The following is a 17036-nucleotide window of genomic DNA, read 5'->3' as shown; positions in this document are numbered from 1 at the left end:
CTACGACTCGGCAGCCAGGGCCTCCACCAACCTGCTGCAGAACGCATCCAGGTCATCAGGCTTACGGCTTGTGATCAGACCACCCTCGTGGCAAAGCTCCCGATCAACCCAGTGACCGCCCGCATTGTTGATATCGGTTTGCAGGCTGGGGAAGGACGTCAGGGTTTTTCCCCGGACTACATCCGCTTCCACCAATAACCAGGGGGCATGGCAGATGGCAGCCACTGGCTTGCCTTCTTCCACGAACCTGGCGACCAAGGCGACGGCGTCCCTATCCAGGCGCATTGCATCGGGGTTCGCGACCCCGCCCGGCAATACCAGTCCATCGTAATCTTCGACAGCTGCCTGGCGGACTGTTTTGTCCACATCGAAACTGTCAGCTCTATCCAGATGGTTGTAACCATCAATGCTGCCGGATTTGATCGAAATCAGCTCTACCTTCGCCCCTGCTGACTCCAGCTCTTCCCGGGGACGGGTTAATTCGATCTGCTCTACACCGTCAGTTGCCAGAATGGCAACGGTCTTTCCTTCAAGCTGGTTGCTCATACCTCTTCCTCCATGTTGATCTCGTATTATGCTTGAGAACCTGTAATTCTAATGTAGCACGTGTGCGGAGCCCGCCAAAAGTTATAAGGCAGGAGCCTTTCCGGCTAACGCGGTCGGGCAAAAACCTGTGTCCAGAAAGGGGAATATTGCGACTCCGGCGCCTCGACCCTCGCAGCACCCATTTCGGTGAAATTGGTACTCATTATATTGGCGCAGTGTCCCGGGCTTGAAAGCCATCCATCAACGACGTCATCGACTGAGTTCTGGCCCATTGCGATATTTTCACCCACCGCCGACCAGCTGTAGCCTCTGTCACTCACCCGCTTGCCGGTCTGAACACCTCCAGGGCCTGTATGGCTAAAGAATTCCATTTCTATCATATCTCTGGAATGGGCCCGTGCGGCATCCTCGAGCTTGCAGTTCCAGGACAGCGGTTCCGCTGCATCAAAGTCCTGATCGCCGCATTGCCGGGGTTCGCTGCGAGCCTCATTGACGCGATTCAGCATAGCCCGATCGGTTGCGTCCATCTCGCAGTCGCCGGCCACAAGAATCCCGGGAAATGCGAGAAAAACCACCAGGGGAAGGGCGCTTGATGGGCGGGAAAACGGGAAAGTGATAGTACGCATAAGTTCACCAGAATCCGGGAAAGATCCATTTTTTGATTCAGGCCCTGCGGCTCAGCTTTGCGGCTAAAAACGGCGCACAAGCCGTCACCACAAGTACAAGTGGCCAGAGGTTTCCGTCTTTGAAGGTGTAGGCCTCAAGCATTACCGACCACGACTTGCCCTGTGCAAGCCCGAAGGAAAACTCGAAAACAAGCGTCAGGGCGAGCCATTCAAGCCCCACCAGCCATAGTGCAACAGATCTGCGCAGACGCAGCCAGGGAAGCGACAACCATGCTACACCCACAATCAGGGCCGCGAGGAGCAATCCGCTCATTACAAGTGCTGCCGGGGTACCGAATGCAGGCAGAAACACGGCCTCCCGCAACAAGCCATTAGTGACAGCCAGAGCGAGGATGCAGAGCCAGATAATTAGTGCTTTTAGAGCCACTTTCATAGCTATCCGTTTCAATTTAAAAAAACAGATTTGTTCCGGTTATCGAAGGATATCCCGGGTTTTGATGAAAAAAAACGGCCTGCGCGGGGAGCGAGGCCGGTGCAAAAAGGCGTTGCGGGTCCATAGCCATACTGCTAAACAGGGGCCTTCGATAGCCCCAATCCTGAGTTCTGATCGCGCCTCATCCTTGCGGCGCATGATGTAACGTCCTTTTTAGGCGGTTCCATCGCCTCATCTGAATCCATAATAGGCTATTGGCTCTCTCCGGTCTGTTCGCTGTCGCACCGAGCGTGAAAAGATGAAAGTCAGCTGCACTTTCTCCTTGTTCTCGATAATTATGAAGCCTTGTGATCCGAAAACCGGTTTTCACAAACCAGAGCCACCGCGATGGCCCGGTAGCCCCGGTCATTGGGATGATAGCCATCGCTGGCCAGCAACGAAGTGTCGGCAATCGCCGAGTAACTCCGGTACCGGAAATCATCGGGTGCTTCCCTGGCCAGTTGCTCGTACACCCGGTTCAGCTGCCTGGCTCGCCACCCCATGATTTGCCGCAGTGGGGTGGGCAACGCAGTAAACAGGTGCATGGGCGGCACGCTCAGCAGGTATAGCGGCCCCGGGTAACGTGTGACGAGTGTGTCGCGAAGCGCCAGCAATTGCCGGCGGAACCGATGCCGGGGCGTGAATCCGGTGGTGTCGTTGACGCCCATGCTCAGCAGCACCACATCGGCTTCCGGTAGCTCCAGGCTCGCCAGTTCCCGGTGGAGCTGGCGCAGACGGATACCGTTGACGCCAAAGGTGTGCCAGGAAACGGTTCGACCCGTCCGCTCGTGCAGTAGCAGAGCCAACTGGCTCGCCAGTCCCTGCTCATGGCTGGCAACACCCACACCAGCCGCTGTGGATTCACCGATGACCAGCAGGCGTAGGTCCGGTTTGCCGTCACCGTGCTGGCCAGCAGGAGAGCCCTGGGCTTCAGGTAACCGGGGCGTAACCCTTCGGGCGCGTTTGCCCTGGTACAGAAGGAGCGGCAGTAGCAGGGCAGTGGTTAGCCAGAAAGGTAGGTGCACGGTAGTCTCCTGGTCTTTTCCGGATGCAAAGTTACACAGGGGGAGAAATTACCCACAGTCTAGAGCCAGCGTCGAACCTGTTGCTCATAGGCGCGGAATTGATCACCGAACAGCGCCCGCAGGGCCCGCTCCTCAGGAGCAATCTGGAAGTGATTCATATACAGCACAAAAAACACCACGCCGAGTAGCTCCCAGCCAGATCCCAAATACACACCCCAGGCCAGCAACCAGAACGCGAATCCCACATACATCGGGTTGCGGGAATACCGGTAAATACCGGAGCAGACCAGAGCTGAACTGGCCTCGGGCGTGCGAGGGTCTACCGTGGTTCTGGCGCGCCGGAAGGCCACCACGCCCGCCATGGGAAACAGGGTGCCAGCAACAAATATCACGCCGGCGGCAACAGTGCGGAGGGTGTCATCCAGCGGTACCGGTGAAGTCAGGGTAGAAATGCCCCACATGGCCGCACCGACCATCAGCACCAGAAGCAGGGGAGGTATGCGTTTTTCAAGCATGGCAAGATGCCTATGAATCGGATTCATAACTGATCAGATCCACCTCCGCTGCCTGGGTACGAAGAGGCACCAGTTCCTGATAGGCGGCGGAATTGTGCCATTTGAGCGCGGATTCCGGGTCCGGGAAGCGAATAACAACGGTATCCGTGTGGGGGTGTTTCCCGCTAAGCACTTTTGCTCGCGTGCCACGAAGTACAAGTTCGGCACCCCAGGGAGCCAGTGTGCCGGGAACCCTGCTCCGGTATTCTTCCCATTTGGCCGGGTCTTTTACCGTGATCTGTCCGATTACGTATGCTGTCATATTTTTCCTGTCAGACTCATTCAGAGCATTGCAGTAATTTGTTGTTTTGAAGCGGTGGAAAGGTTGTCCGGTGCCAACTGCTTTCAGATTGAATACCGTCAAGATGTCGGGAAAGCAAAACATAAACCTGTCCCCGTTTTTGTCGGGGTGTCAGTTCCTGTTCTTCAGAACCTTATAAATCCGGAATACCGCCGCGTCCTGCTTCCGGCTTTCCACTACGTCCTCGAGCAGCTCCAGAACCCGTTTCTCATCGTTGCTGCGAAGACCGGGCCAATAAACATAGGGCACCAGATCCGGGTTCCTGATGAAGAAGAGGGCGGTCTCTTCCGGCTCGTTTTCGATGTCTCCGCGCAGGCCCACGGTGAAGCGATCGCCCTCGCTATCTCTCAGCGTCACTAACAGGGAATTGTCCTGTTCTATGAACCGGGTTGCCTCAACGGAAACAGGCTCCGCAAGGTCAGGCACCGATGTTATGTAGTACTGAAAGCCGAGAAACGCCAGCAGCATAACAAGCAGTGCCGCCAGGGCAATGGACTTGAGCATCAGGAGAATTCCGAATCCGTCAAAAAGAGGGCGTATAGTAAGGTCTTTGCGGGCCCAAGAGAAAAAATAATTCTGTCCCGGTTTTCCTGCATAAAGTTTGGAGCCTGCTCTCGTCGTCTTTGCGATTAATAAAATCTGTGACTACGCTATTGTTGCTGATTCACTTTTTAACGTAATCTAGACTAACGCATTGGCGTTCTTCTGATCCGTGCCATTTGGGTGAGAGAACAAAGGCAACTCATGCTTTTTGGACTTTGGCTTTCGTAATGAACTACGGCGTGGAATTTCAGAATCCGGCGGACGCAAAGACTCATGCCCGGCGATATGTTTTAAACTCTCTGTTCTTTATATTCACATTCTGGGCTCTCAATCAGGTGGCTTACCTGTTTACAGTGACCGAGGGCGTGAGTCTGTTCTACCCTCCTTCTGCCTATGCGATGTTTTTAATTTTTCTTTTGGGAGGAAAATATCTACCTGTTCATTTTCTGGCGATATATCTGGGTGGCCTGCCGTATCGAGATGTTTTCAATTACAACCTTGAGATGTTCATTCCGGATTTAAGGCAGTTTGTCATTTATGGTTTAGCCGGTCTGATACTTAGAAAAATAAACTCACCACAAAAGATTATAAACGCGAAGTTCTTTTTATCGGTAATGGTTGCCTCCGTGTTAACGGCACTCATATCGACGGTTATATTTGTGGGTGGCATAGGTTCAAATACGCTCTCCTTTTTTTCACTGATTGATAGATCATCCTCGTTCTTTGTCGGCAACCTCACGGGTGCTGTCACTGCAATTCCCATTTTTTTGCTATTCTATCAATTCTGGAAGCTTGGCTGGCGGGAATTAATCTCATCGCTTTTGCGGAATATGTTAAAGCCGCAAAAAGTAGTCGCATTACTAATAATTATTATATTGACGGCCCTGGTCATTCAGCTAGGGAAAATGGACGAGCAGTTTTCAAGATATTACTATCTGATTTTAATTCCGGTTGTCTGGAGTACGGTTAAATGGGGACTTGGCAATGGATTGGTCTTCGCGTTTATAGGTAATCTTTTTGCGCTGTCGCTATTCATCTTCTCGGGCTATTCGCACTACGGCATTTTCGAAGTGCAGATCATGTTTGTCATTTCCATAGTCTCGGTGATATTGATTGGTCTTGTGCAGGATGAAAGGGATCTTTTCTACCATCGAGCTATGTACGATGAATTGACGGGTCTAGCGAATATGAGACTATTTAGGGAGGTCTGCTTTACTTCAATCGCAAGAGCAAACAGAAAGGGGCACGAAAGCTCCATCCTATTCATTGATGTTGACGGGTTTAAGTCAGTAAATGATACGTTGGGTCACAAATTCGGCGACGAAATACTGCAAAAGCTGAGCCAGGAACTTAAATACTGTGTACGGGGTTCAGATATTGTTGCTCGTTTTGGTGGCGACGAATTCGTAGTCTTTCTCGATGAGACTTCTGATGAAGAGGCCGCTGGGGTTTCTGAAAAAATAATCAAACAACTAGCTACTCTCTTCCGGATTCATACTGATGCAGTTGAACTTGGTGTCAGCATTGGTATTTCACTATATCCTCGAGATGGAGCTGACATCGACACTTTGATACGGAAATCTGATGAAGCGATGTACCTTGCAAAAAAAGAAGGTAAGAATACATATCGCATCTACGGTGATCATCACAGATAACAAGAAGGATGAGTCCACTAACGCCTTGAGGACCAGATATCCACACGGTGAGAAATTATCCGCACTCAGAAAAATAAATCTGTCCGGGTTTCTGAAAGAACTCGCGCGCAGGTGTTGATGATCACGGTTTTGATAATCACAGTGTTAGCAACAGAATCAACAGGGCCAGACTGGAGAGCCCGGCCAGGCCGTAGGTCAGGGTGCGCGCCAGAGGGCCGGTCGATACGCCTACATCATGCAGCCCGTGAAAGATACGATGGGCGCAGTGCCAGAGGCTGAGCGCGACAATAACCAATATAGCGCCTTTTACCCATAGGTTCTGAGCCAATGCGTGCAGGCTTTCATAGTTGTATGCCGCTTCAGGCAATAAGTGCAAGGGCAGCAGAAAGCCTGTCAGCAATACCATGACCGGCACGCAAAAAGCACTGATCACGCCACCTGCGCCAAACAGAGACCAGAAAAAAGGTTCATGGTGTTTCCAGCGCATGTTCAGGCCCCCCAGTAAACGGCAACAAGCAGAAACAGACTCACCAGTCCGAAGACCAGCCAGTGTCCGATCACGACCTGCTGATGAACAACAGCCTTGCCGGCGATAAATTTCGGCATGGCCTTGGGTGCGATCGCAAACCAGGTAGTGGTATGCACCATGGCCATGATGAGTGTCAGGCCGCTGAAGGTCAGCATCAGTGGATGCTGTTGCCATGTCAGCCAGGCAGTCCATGCCGCTTCCCCCCGACTCAGTTGCAGGATGCCGAGGATAAGATTCAGCATCCAAAGCCCAATGAAGACACTGGTTGCCTCTCGCACCATGTATCGGCGATAGACGGATCGTCGCATGTACCAGAAGGGATCACGGGGACGATGATAGGGTGATTGGCGCATCAGCGGGCTCCTTTTGGCAAGAGCCATGAAAGTGCCCAGTCTGTTGCACCCCGGACTTTTTCCTGTTGTATGGCGGATGCCGGATCAACAGATTTCGGGCAGACTTCGGAGCAGTATCCGACAAATGTACAGGACCAGACGCCGTCTTCTTCGTTGAGTGCAGGCGCGCGATCCGCGTTGCCCTGATCCCGATTATCCTGATTATAACGATGGGCCAGTGAGATCGCCGCAGGTCCGAGAAACGCCGGGTTCAGTCCGAACTGCGGGCAGGCGCTGTAGCACAGCAGGCAGTTAATGCACATGCTGTACTGGTCGAACAGGGCCAGTTCTTTCGGCGTCTGTCTGTTCTCGCCCGCCTGTATGGTTTCCCTTTCATGACCCGCAGGCGCTCCCGGTTTTCCGGAAGGGGCATTGGCCATGGCATCAATAATGTAAGGTTTGACGCTTTCCAGCTTTTCCAGAAAGGGCTCCTGATCGATCACAAGATCCCGTTCAATGCCAAAATTTTCCAGTGGTTCAACGCGAATCGGCCGGGGATAGTAGTCCCGCAGGAAGGTTTCGCAGGCCAGCTTGGGTACGCCGTCAAACATCATGCCGCAGGAGCCACAGACAGCCATACGACAGGACCACCGGTAGGACAGGCTTGAATCCAGCTCATCCTTGATATAGCCCAGCGCATCGAGCATGGACCAGTCTTCAACGTAGGGGATTTCAAAACGTTGAAATGTGGGTTCTGAATGCGTTCCCGGAATATAGCGCAGGATTTCGAGCGTTATTCCGGCTTCGCTTTTTGAGGGTGCGGTTTCTGATGTATTGTCTGTTGCAGGGATTGTCATGATCCGCCCTCCTGCTTGTTTTGCTGTTCCCCCGCTGCGCCGTAGGCACGCTCTTTTGGCTGGGAGCGGGTGATGTTAACGGCCTCATAGTCCAGTATGGGCTTGCCGTCCGGCGAATAGCGCATCAGGGTGTGCCTGAGGTACTTCTCATCGTCACGGGTTTTATAGTCATCGAGCCGCTGATGGGCGCCACGGCTTTCTTTTCGTTGCAGCGCCGATGTGGCCATCACCTGAGCCAGTTCCAGGCAGGACCCCAGTTCCAGCGTTGTCAGAAATTCAGTATTGAAAACCCGGCTTTGATCTTCAACATTGACCTGTTTGTAGCGGGCCCTGAGTTCGTTGATCGTATCCAGACCCGTTTGCATTTCATCGCCGAGTCGATAGATACCAAAGGCCTTTTCCATGGCTGCCGCCATTTCATGACGCAAACGGCTGGCTTTTTCCGTTCCTTTTTGCTCTCTCAGGGCTGTCAGTTCCGCCACTTTATCTTTGGCAAAGCTGAGCAGTGTGTCGTTGTTGCAGGGCGGCTGCCTGGAAGCGTGATCGGCTGCCTGTTCACCTGCCACCTTGCCAAAGACCAGCAGTTCAGCCAGCGAATTCGAGCCAAGTCGATTGGCGCCATGCAGACCGATACTGGAGCATTCTCCTGCGGCATAGAGCCCGGCTATTTCCGTTTGTGTGTGGATGTCTGTGCGGATGCCACCCATGGTGTAATGGACGGCGGGTCGGACGGGAATCGGTTCCTTGGCCGGATCAATCCCGACATAGTGTCGGGCCAGCGAACAGATCATCGGAAGACGTTGGAGCAATTTGGCTTCTCCCAGATGGGTCAGGTCGAGCATCACCGCATCGCCCAGCGGCGTGGGGACAGTATTACCCTTGCGCTGTTCATGCCAGAAGGCCTGGCTCAGTTTGTCCCTCGGCCCAAGCTCCATGTACTTGTTTTCCGGCTTGCCGATTGGTGTCTCGGGTCCCAGGCCATAGTCCTGCAGATATCGGTAGCCATGGCGGTTCAGCAGGATACCGCCTTCACCCCGACAGCCTTCGGTAATCAGAACGCCGGAGCCGGGCAGGCCGGTCGGGTGGTATTGCACGAACTCCATATCCCGCAATACGGCACCGGCGCGATAGGCCATACTCATGCCGTCACCGGTGACGATGGCGCCATTGGTGTTGAAGCGGAAGACCCGACCGGCACCGCCGGTGGCCAGTACAATGGCCTTGCCGAGAAAGACCTTGATGTCACCGGTTTTTATCTCGATCGCAATAACCCCCTGACAGCGTCCGTCATCAACGATCAGATCGGTGCAGAAGAACTCATCGAAACGATGGATGTTGGGATATTGCAGCGAGGTCTGAAACAGGGTGTGCAGAATATGGAAGCCGGTTTTGTCTGCGGCGTACCAGGTACGCTCGATTTTCATGCCACCAAAACGTCGTACCGCCGCGCTGCCATCTTCCTTGCGCGACCACGGGCAGCCCCAGTGTTCCAGCTGTACCATCTCCTCGGTGGCGTGGTGCGTGAAGTAGTCCACCACATCCTGATCACATAACCAGTCGCCACCGGATACGGTGTCGTTAAAATGGTTTTCAAGGGAGTCATGCGCTTGAACGACGCCGGCGGCGCCACCTTCGGCGCATACCGTGTGGCTACGCATCGGATAGACTTTGGAGATCAGGGCGACCTTTGCGGCGGGGTTGGCTTGCGCTGCGGCAATGGCGGAACGCAATCCGGCACCCCCGGCACCGATGACAATGACATCGGCATGAACGGTCTCGAATGCTTCGGACATAAGTGCGTTCCATCTTTGGATATTGTTATTTTGAGTACAGCATTAACCGCGTTATGTTGTGATTGACCCTGGGTTCCAGTCATCAGTGTAGCACCACTCGTTTTCACCGCTCCCCTGATCCTCCCCGGACTGCACTGAACCATCCGCCGTAAAGACTTCTTGTGCCCTGGGCACATGTATCATTGCAAAGACAGCTTCTGGTGGATAATCCAGAGCATCAACCAACTCTACCTCATGTTCGGCATATCGACTTTTGAGACATTCGAGAACCGCTTCTGTGACCCGAACCCCCAGGCGGGCCGGCTTCGGAGGAGTACTATCCCGCACGGTGCCCAAGAAAACCAAGAATCTCATTTGGAACTCCATCTGATAGCAATGCTGCATGACGCGCTGCGAAGCGGCGGCCCGACAGGGGACGCCTGTCTTTCCCGGTCAGGGCTCGATACTACCTCCATCCAGCGACTGACCCATACAAAATAATTCTGTCCCGGTTTTTCAACGCAGCTGGCTGTCTTTGCTCCCACGGCGATTGATGCCACCTGATCGGGTTTTCTGTTTTTCGAAAGCGGACTGGCACTCGACACAAAGCCGGACACCCGGAATCGCTTTGCGGCGGGCCTCCGGAATAGGGCGGCCACACTCTTCGCATTCCGTGGCGCTCTCCCCCTGGTTCAGCTGGCTGCGGGCTCGCTGAACCTCATCCTCAACGCTTGCATCAATCTGATCCTGAACCGCACCATCACGCGACCATCCACCTGCCATAGCGCCCTCCGATATTTGCCTAACCGATGTCTGGATGACTGGTTCCATAAAAAGGTATCATTTGAGCTCTTATGCTCAAACGTTGCCTGCTACTTACCGGGGAAACATCATGCCGTATGACAGCCAATATACACCTGAAACCATAACTCCGGAGGCGTTAGCCCATAGCCAGGGCCCCTTGTTGATAGAGTTCGGCACAAACTGGTGTGGCTTCTGCAAGGCAGCGCAGCCGCACATCAGGGCCGCCATGGAGGCTTATCCCGGGGTTGAACACGTAAAGGTAGAGGATGGAAAAGGGCGCCGGCTGGGCCGGACACTTGGGGTGAAGTTATGGCCGACACTAATCTTCCTGAAGGATGGACAGGAAATCACCCGCCTTGTACGCCCTGACAACCGCGAGGACATCGATACCGCACTGGCGGAGATTCAGGATCGCTGACGACTAGTCGACAGGGCCTTTAGTGATAGTGGATAAAGGAATATTCACATCGAAGATCTGTCCCCGAACCTCATTGATTCCCATCTCTTTCAAGCGGGCTGAATGCATTTTAAAGTAAGCATTAGCACTTTCTTCATCTTCAAACAGGTAAATTCCTCCAGCCAGCTGATCTTTTCGACTTTCAGTCCAGATTTTCCAGATGAAACCGGGCTCACTGTTGATTGACTCAGCCAGGCCCGCCAATTTTTCCGCCATTTCTTCGCCAAATGGGCCAGTAAAATCGAAATCCACTTGTAATAATTTCACGATCTTTCTCCCTTTATTTCGATACTGATTCGGATTAAATAGATCTGTCCCGGTTTTGCCCTAAACCAACGCCCCATTAACAATAGCCCGCAATTCCTGACGGACCGGGTAGGTCGATGAGGGGATCAGTTGCGTCATGAAGATCACCACCAGCTCCTCCACAGGATCGATAAAAAAGTTGGTACTCGCCAGGCCACCCCAACCATACTCGCCGACCGATCCGTTGATCTGGGATTTGGCAACGTCAGTCTTTACCGAAAAGCCCAGACCGAAGCCACTCCCGGCATAAGGTGTTTCACTGAACGCGCCGGCAGAGAGGCCAGGCAGGTCCTGATTGTCGGGTAGATGATTGCGACGCATGAATTCCAGAGTCTTTCGGCCAATGATCCGTCGCCCGCCAAACTCGCCGCCCTGACAGAGTGCCTGGGCAAAGTGGAAATAATCGTCAATGGTGGAAACCAGCCCGCCGCCGCCAGACAGAAACTTGCTTTTTTCCCGGAAAGGGGAGGTCTGCGGATCGTCCTGCAGCTTGAACTGATCGACAGGATCGTACTGATAGCAGGCGGCGAAACGGTCAAGCTGATCGTCACGAATATCGAAGCCGGTGTCGGGCATGGCCAATGGTTCAAAGATATGCTCGCGCAGATACTCATCAAACGGCTTATCAGCCAGCAACTGCACCAGATACCCCAGCACATCCGTGCTGACCGAATAGTTCCAGGCGGTACCCGGTGAGAACTCCAGCGGCAGTTCTGCCAGATGACCGACGAACGCTTCCAGTGTCATATTCCGGTTGCCATCCAGCTTCAGCTCCCGGTAGGCGGCGTCAACGTTGGTGCGGTTCATGAACCCGTAGGTCAGGCCCGACATATGGGTAAACAGGTCGCGAATGGTCATAGTGCTGGTTGCAGGTGCGGTCAGGAAGTCGGGATAGACACCGCTTTTGTAAACCCGCAGGTTCTTCCAGGCCGGAATATACTTGTGTACGGGATCATCCAGCAAAAACCGCCCCTGCTCATAGAGCTGCATCATGGCGACAGACGTAATCGGCTTGGTCATGGAATAAATGCGGAAAACCGTATCCCGGCAGAGCGGCTTGTTGCGCTCCACATCCATCAGCCCCTGAGCTTTCAGATAGGCAATTTCCCCACGCCGGGCCACCAGTGTCAGCGTGCCGGGCAATTTCCCCGGCTGGATATAGCGGCGGTCAAGATGGTCTTCAATGTGAAGAAGGCGCTCTGGCGAAAGGCCGGTAACCTGTTCGGATTCCGTCATAGTGATTGCAACTCCAGCACAAGATTTCTGCCACCAAGAAAAAGCACCCAAACCGTTACCGCAGCCCAGTGAATGATTACTTTGGTTATGCTCGGGGCCCGGTTCCGGATACAGCACTCCACGGACGAATATTCTTGAGCTGGTCCTCAAGGGCATCTTCCGCAATCTCAGTGTCGTAGGCTGCCTGAGCTCGCAACCAGTAGCCATTGGACAAGCCAAAGAAGCGACAAAGTCGCAGGTCCGTGTCTGCGGTTATCGAACGCTTTCCAGCAATAATCTGGCCGATCCTCTGAGCAGGCACCCCTATCTCTTTAGCCAAGCGGTATTGAGAAATGCCCATCGGCTCAAGGAACTCTTCCTTCAGTAACTCGCCTGGCGTTACGGCTTCAATGTTGCGCATGAGCTACCTCCTAATGGTAATCAACAATTTCGACATCTTCCGCACCAGCCTTTGTCCAGCGGAAGCAAACCCGGAACTGCCTGTTGATTCGAATGCTGTGTTGACCTTGGCGGTCACCATGCAATGGCTCCAACATATTACCGGGCGGTACTTTAAGATCATCCAGCTGGCTTGCAGCCTGGAGTTGCCTGATTTTCCGCAAGGCAACACGCTCAAAGTTGACAAAGCGCCTGACGCGACGACCATTTGCCAGCTTCTCGGTATCCTTGCAGCTGAACGATATGATCATAAATAAATGATGACGCAGGGCGTCAATAACGTCAAGCGTTATTATGCGGCGAATCAGGCGGAGAGAGAGGCATGACGCCGTTGTTCAGCGCTCTGTACAGGGCGTTCGGTGGAGGCCAACGGCCGGAACGAACTTGATCGACTTATTAGCGCAGCAAGATCTCAGCACCGACCATCGCAACCCCAAAAAATAAATCTGTCCCGGTTTTCCCCACTGGCTCTCAGGATACGAGCCTGATGGGTTTTGTAGGATCGAAGTCAAGCCAGTGACTGTCCTCAATTTTGCCGTCTGCTTCCTCGACGTCCTTGCCTCCGTGATCGCGAATCAGCTCCACTACCTTATCCTTTTGCTCACGATTGAGCTCTGCGGCGACGTGCAGTCCGGATTTTCGGTCAGTCACCGGCCCTTCTTCTTTGGCGGTATCTGCGTCGGATTCCGGCTTATCGTCTGTTTTGGTAACGGCCCCGGTTAACGATCCGGTATACGCGCCGACCCCAGCGCCGATAACGGAACCGACCGGCCCGCCGGTGGATCCGATGGCAGCTCCCGCCGCCGCACCCGCGCCGGCACCGATCAACGCGCCTTTGCCTGCTTCTGACGCGCCGGGAGAGTGATTCTCATCGCCGCCGAAAGGCAGAATGTGGTGCTGTCCTTCAGGATTGACAAAAAAGAGCGAAACCTTCCTTTTTGAAATCCCGGCGTGCTGGAGCGCTTGAGTGAGCTCCTCAGCTTTGTCCTGGTCCTCTAAACGACCAGCAATTATAAGAGCCATAAGCAATCCTCGGTTTTCCCAGTATCAATATTGACTAATTTGTCACCATTAAAGGTAGCAGACGGGACACTAGTCGTGGCCTTTTCAAGGATGTCTAGAGCCTTTTGCGATCAATATGGCGGTAGATCATGCTTTATAAGCCAGGCCCGAAAAGGCGCCGCCGAGTTCTCGAGTTCGATCTGGGTCAATCCCAATTGTTCGGGCCTGGCGGGGTGAGTCTGGCCGTAGAGTTGCTCTGCAATATTGCCGTCGGCAAAGCCGGCACGATTTGCAGTTTCTTGAGGTGCGGCAAACACAGTACGGGGAATACGAGCCCAGTGAGTGGCGGCCAGACACATGGGGCAGGGCTCGCAGCTTGCGTACAAGGTAGCTTGCGGCATATGCGAGTTCCCCAGCATCCTGCCTGCCATGCGTATTGCGGCTACCTCAGCGTGGGCGGTAGGGTCGCAATCTAGCTTTGCCCGGTTACCGGCCCTCGCAATAACCTTGCCATCGTGAACAACCATAGCGCCAAAAGGGGCTCCACCTTCGTCGACCGATTCCATGGCCAGTTGAACAGCTTGCTGGAGAAAGGCTTTGTCAGTGTCGTCGGTTGGGGGATAGCTCACGTTCGGCCTCTCCTCATTGTTGGATCTTGCTTGCGGACGGTCATCACGAAGTAAAACTGTTCGTGGTTTCAATCAATCGTCCTCATAGCCGCGTCTTATTACTTTAGCCATGGGAGTGCTGCCTGGAAAATTAGATCCGTCCGGGTGTATCATCGCTTCACGAGTGAAGCCCCAAGGGGACAGACCCGATCTGTCCCCTTTTTCTGCTCACGGGCTTTGTGAACCCGGTTGTGCCTACCGTATGACGTCCCGCAAAGACTGCTCAATCTGACCACCACAGTAGGCGTTACCCAATTCCCGCCGCTGATTGTCCAGAAAAGCACCTATAGAGGGGCGGCTTTCCATACGTTCGCAGAGGTTCGCCACCGTGGGGGCGTGGTGTTCCAAATCCCTGGCGAGTTCCGGAAAGCTGTGGACCAGGGAACCGAACAGTGCAGCAGTCGCAATATCGGCCACCGTGAGCCTGGTGCCCAGCAGATAGCCCGTGTCCGGCTTGAGGGAATGCGCCTGACCTGTCTTTTCAAAGATGGTCATCCAGTCGGCCAGACGATGGGCCCGGAACTCCTGCCATGTGCCCTCCTCCCACATCACCATGCCATTGTGGTTGGTGATTTCCATGAGGACATCGTTGCAGTCCAGAATCACCTTCAGGGCCAGGGTGTGTTGCTCAGCTTCGTCGGGAAGAAAATGGTACGCCTTCGCCAGATGCATGAGAATTGCCGGCATCTGGGCGAACCAGAGCTGGGCCCTGCAGTCGTAAAGATACGGTGGTGCCATCCCGGGGTAATGGAGGCTCAGGTTGCTGTCAGGATAGACCTCGCTGGCATCCAGCTTCCGATAATCCGCCTGAACCTCCTCCAGCAAAAGCTGGATAAAATTGCCGCGAAAGGGCAGGTCCCAATAATAGAGTTCGTAGTCCGGCATAGTCGTCCTCCCGTAATGGTAGTAGAAGGGTGAACTGCTGCCTGGAGTGTAGCGCACAGGAGAGCGGATGCGTGGTTACATGCCTGGAGGTGTCTCCTTGGCCGTTAGCCTGATCCTGGCAAACCGGAGCTGAGATATCGGGGTTTTTCTTCAGCCTCAATGCCAACAGCACGCGCGGCTGCAGAATGGAGGCGAAGCCGCAATGTAGTAGACGTCGCCGTGACTGTTCTTGTTAGGCACTGGACTCATAACTCCCATTCAAGCGAGCTCTGCTCTTTAAGGCTATTGGGCGTGTGAAAATGATCTACATATGGGCCAGATCTGATGTGATTCATCAAGCGCCAAAACCATTGTTTAGCAATCTCCTGAGTGATCCCATCTGGATAATCGAACCGATAGGACAATCCATCATTTCCGGGTTTGTACGAAACTGCAAACAAGGGCTCCAAGTATCTCTGAATACCCCAGCGCACCTCGTTTAACAATTCCGCCATCCAGCTTGCATAATAGATGAAATAGTTTTGTTCCAGATGCTCCTGAAAATCCTCTAAAGCGAGAGGAATCAACTCAATAGGAACATCGTAGCCGTGCTCAGAGAGAATTCTATGAATGCCTTTGGAAACACCAGTTAATCTTGAAATATTGTGCTTTGAGCTGTTTCCGGAAATTTTTAAAAACTCAATTCTTGATACTTCTATTTCTGCATTCACATCCAGTGTGGGCAACCAAAGTCTTACAGGGGCCTTTTGATTTAACGAATCTTTCAATTCCTGAACCGCATCTTCGAGTTTGCAACCGCTGCCATCAATACCAAGGTACTTATTGGTGCAAACCGTATCGAGAATATCAACACAAGATCCAGAAACGCCGGTCAATCGACTGTCTCCAGCTTCTTTGGCGAAATCAAGGAATCGAATAATGAACAACGACCGATGAACAATATCCTTGAAATAAACAAGCGCTTCGCCAGCGGATCTCGAGCTTTTTCTGACGTCAAGCAAGGCATGATTAACTATCTCGTTAACCGCCTCTGTGCAGATGCATAACCCTATGGCTTCTCGCTCGGTACTGGTCAGATCCATACTCAATTCCGTTGCCTAACAACGAATTCAACGACAAATGACTTCTATCCCAACGCGCATATTTCCTTGCTTTCTGGAGGTCACCCATATTTTTTAGTCGGTTATCAGAAAGCTACCGTCATTCAGAAAATGGCTGTCTCGGCAATAAACGTCAACTGTCGTATATCTCCGAAGGTTGTCAGCCCCAACAACAAAAAAGGCCCAAAGTTCTCACTCCAGGCCTCCTCATCACTAATCACGGTCAATCACCTCAACCGCACTTACTATCGCCACAAGCCAGACAAGTCGCACACCCGTCCATCACGATCACTGCCTTGGTGCTGCACTTGCCGCACATGGTGGCGTTGGGCGGGAAGTCGGTGGCCTTGTCGTCGTTGGTGGCCGTGCTGTGGCTGGCTTCGAACTCGGCGCGCTTTTCGGCGAGGATGCGCTTGGTGGTTTCGCTCATTTCCTCGCTTTCCATCAGGCCGATGGCCTTCAGGTGTTTCTCGATCACGGCGCCGATTTCAGCCACCAGGGAGGGCATGAATACGCCGCCTTTCTTGAAGTAGCCGCCGTTGGGGTCATACACGCTGCGCAGTTCTTCCACCAGGAAGGTCACGTCGCCACCCTTGCGGAATACTGCGGAGATAACGCGGGTGAGGGCAATAACCCACTGGAAGTGTTCCATCGATTTGGAGTTGATGAATACTTCGTAGGGCTGCCGGCTTTCGTGGTCGGTGCCTTCGTTGAGCAGGATGTCATTGATGGTGATGTACATCGCGTGCTCGGCGATCGGCGGCTTGATCTTGTAAGTCGTGCCCAGCAGGAAGTCGGGCCGTTCGATGTATTCATTCATCTGCACGGGCTTGGTTTCCGCCTGCACCGGTGGCTGGTGCTCGGTGGCTTCCGGTTCGGCTTTCTTGACGCGGTAGCCGACGATTTTGTTGCTGATTTTAACTGTCAT

At 53.4% G+C, this 17036-nt stretch carries 23 protein-coding genes; 2 read left to right on the top strand and 21 right to left on the bottom strand.

Annotation, left to right across the window (positions count from 1 at the left end):
* The 7 genes from DIT72_RS12960 to DIT72_RS12930 form a co-directional block, all read right to left on the bottom strand.
* Positions 1–546 (bottom strand): type 1 glutamine amidotransferase domain-containing protein, encoded by a 546-nt coding sequence (locus tag DIT72_RS12960; protein ID WP_135955667.1) that lies wholly within the window; start codon positions 544–546, stop codon positions 1–3.
* Positions 547–650: 104 nt separating this feature from the next.
* Complete coding sequence (locus DIT72_RS12955) at positions 651–1172, bottom strand: CAP domain-containing protein (RefSeq protein WP_135955666.1); 522 nt, start codon at positions 1170–1172, stop codon at positions 651–653.
* Positions 1173–1209: 37 nt separating this feature from the next.
* Positions 1210–1605, bottom strand: a complete 396-nt coding sequence (locus tag DIT72_RS12950) for a hypothetical protein (RefSeq protein WP_135955665.1) — start codon at positions 1603–1605, stop codon at positions 1210–1212.
* 335 nt (positions 1606–1940) lie between these two features.
* A complete protein-coding gene (locus tag DIT72_RS12945; RefSeq protein ID WP_135955664.1) occupies positions 1941–2669 on the bottom strand; it encodes an SGNH/GDSL hydrolase family protein in 729 nt (242 codons plus the stop codon).
* A 59-nt stretch (positions 2670–2728) separates the two neighbouring features.
* Positions 2729–3211 carry a methyltransferase family protein gene (locus DIT72_RS12940; RefSeq protein ID WP_168355058.1) on the bottom strand — a complete coding sequence of 161 codons (483 nt, stop codon included), beginning with the start codon at positions 3209–3211 and terminating at the stop codon, positions 2729–2731.
* The gene (locus DIT72_RS12935; RefSeq protein ID WP_135955663.1) at positions 3195–3485 is read right to left on the bottom strand and encodes a DUF1330 domain-containing protein; all 291 of its coding nucleotides are present in this window, start codon (positions 3483–3485) and stop codon (positions 3195–3197) included. The genes DIT72_RS12940 and DIT72_RS12935 overlap by 17 nt, the downstream gene beginning before the upstream one ends.
* A gap of 150 nt (positions 3486–3635) precedes the next feature.
* Positions 3636–4028 carry a hypothetical protein gene (locus tag DIT72_RS12930; RefSeq protein WP_135955662.1) on the bottom strand — a complete coding sequence of 131 codons (393 nt, stop codon included), beginning with the start codon at positions 4026–4028 and terminating at the stop codon, positions 3636–3638.
* A gap of 266 nt (positions 4029–4294) precedes the next feature.
* Here DIT72_RS12930 and DIT72_RS12925 point away from each other — a divergent pair, with 266 nt between their 5' ends.
* On the top strand, positions 4295–5722 hold the full coding sequence (locus DIT72_RS12925; RefSeq protein ID WP_135955661.1) for a sensor domain-containing diguanylate cyclase: 1428 nt from the start codon (positions 4295–4297) through the stop codon (positions 5720–5722).
* A gap of 136 nt (positions 5723–5858) precedes the next feature.
* On the opposite strand, the gene frdD is transcribed toward DIT72_RS12925, so the two are convergent.
* From frdD to DIT72_RS12895, 5 genes are all read right to left on the bottom strand, one after another.
* The gene (frdD, locus tag DIT72_RS12920) at positions 5859–6209 is read right to left on the bottom strand and encodes a fumarate reductase subunit FrdD (protein WP_135955660.1); all 351 of its coding nucleotides are present in this window, start codon (positions 6207–6209) and stop codon (positions 5859–5861) included.
* A 2-nt stretch (positions 6210–6211) separates the two neighbouring features.
* Entirely contained in the window at positions 6212–6604 is a 393-nt protein-coding gene (locus DIT72_RS12915) for a hypothetical protein (protein WP_168355057.1), read from the bottom strand.
* Positions 6604–7440 (bottom strand): succinate dehydrogenase/fumarate reductase iron-sulfur subunit, encoded by an 837-nt coding sequence (locus tag DIT72_RS12910; protein WP_135955658.1) that lies wholly within the window; start codon positions 7438–7440, stop codon positions 6604–6606. Before DIT72_RS12910 ends, DIT72_RS12915 begins: the two co-directional genes overlap by 1 nt.
* Entirely contained in the window at positions 7437–9233 is a 1797-nt protein-coding gene (frdA, locus tag DIT72_RS12905) for a fumarate reductase (quinol) flavoprotein subunit (RefSeq protein ID WP_135955657.1), read from the bottom strand. The genes DIT72_RS12910 and frdA overlap by 4 nt, the downstream gene beginning before the upstream one ends.
* Before the next feature lie 495 nt (positions 9234–9728).
* Positions 9729–9995: a DksA/TraR family C4-type zinc finger protein gene (locus DIT72_RS12895; protein ID WP_135955656.1), complete on the bottom strand. Its 267-nt coding sequence runs from the start codon at positions 9993–9995 to the stop codon at positions 9729–9731.
* Positions 9996–10104: 109 nt separating this feature from the next.
* On the opposite strand from DIT72_RS12895, the gene DIT72_RS12890 reads away from it, so the two are divergent.
* Positions 10105–10434: a thioredoxin family protein gene (locus tag DIT72_RS12890; RefSeq protein ID WP_135955655.1), complete on the top strand. Its 330-nt coding sequence runs from the start codon at positions 10105–10107 to the stop codon at positions 10432–10434.
* A gap of 3 nt (positions 10435–10437) precedes the next feature.
* Here DIT72_RS12890 and DIT72_RS12885 read toward each other — a convergent pair whose 3' ends face one another.
* The 9 genes from DIT72_RS12885 to DIT72_RS12845 all read right to left on the bottom strand — a co-directional run bounded on the left by DIT72_RS12885 (position 10438) and on the right by DIT72_RS12845 (position 17036).
* Positions 10438–10740: a monooxygenase gene (locus DIT72_RS12885; RefSeq protein ID WP_228260811.1), complete on the bottom strand. Its 303-nt coding sequence runs from the start codon at positions 10738–10740 to the stop codon at positions 10438–10440.
* A gap of 60 nt (positions 10741–10800) precedes the next feature.
* A complete protein-coding gene (locus DIT72_RS12880) occupies positions 10801–12015 on the bottom strand; it encodes a serine hydrolase domain-containing protein (protein WP_135955653.1) in 1215 nt (404 codons plus the stop codon).
* Between the two features lie 85 nt (positions 12016–12100).
* Positions 12101–12415: a HigA family addiction module antitoxin gene (locus DIT72_RS12875; protein ID WP_135955652.1), complete on the bottom strand. Its 315-nt coding sequence runs from the start codon at positions 12413–12415 to the stop codon at positions 12101–12103.
* A 10-nt stretch (positions 12416–12425) separates the two neighbouring features.
* Positions 12426–12704 (bottom strand): type II toxin-antitoxin system RelE/ParE family toxin, encoded by a 279-nt coding sequence (locus DIT72_RS12870; protein WP_135955651.1) that lies wholly within the window; start codon positions 12702–12704, stop codon positions 12426–12428.
* A gap of 220 nt (positions 12705–12924) precedes the next feature.
* The gene (locus DIT72_RS12865; protein ID WP_135955650.1) at positions 12925–13476 is read right to left on the bottom strand and encodes a YMGG-like glycine zipper-containing protein; all 552 of its coding nucleotides are present in this window, start codon (positions 13474–13476) and stop codon (positions 12925–12927) included.
* Positions 13477–13586: 110 nt separating this feature from the next.
* Positions 13587–14084, bottom strand: a complete 498-nt coding sequence (locus DIT72_RS12860; protein WP_206081103.1) for a nucleoside deaminase — start codon at positions 14082–14084, stop codon at positions 13587–13589.
* 234 nt (positions 14085–14318) lie between these two features.
* A complete protein-coding gene (locus tag DIT72_RS12855; RefSeq protein WP_135955649.1) occupies positions 14319–15008 on the bottom strand; it encodes a glutathione S-transferase in 690 nt (229 codons plus the stop codon).
* 245 nt (positions 15009–15253) lie between these two features.
* A complete protein-coding gene (locus DIT72_RS12850; protein ID WP_135955648.1) occupies positions 15254–16090 on the bottom strand; it encodes a hypothetical protein in 837 nt (278 codons plus the stop codon).
* Between the two features lie 250 nt (positions 16091–16340).
* A complete protein-coding gene (locus DIT72_RS12845; protein WP_135955647.1) occupies positions 16341–17036 on the bottom strand; it encodes a TSCPD domain-containing protein in 696 nt (231 codons plus the stop codon).

Source organism: Marinobacter orientalis (assembly GCF_004792665.1).
Classification (GTDB): domain Bacteria; phylum Pseudomonadota; class Gammaproteobacteria; order Pseudomonadales; family Oleiphilaceae; genus Marinobacter; species Marinobacter orientalis.
The sequence above is the reverse complement of the archived record's forward strand: the minus strand, read 5'-3'. Positions and strand labels throughout refer to the sequence as shown.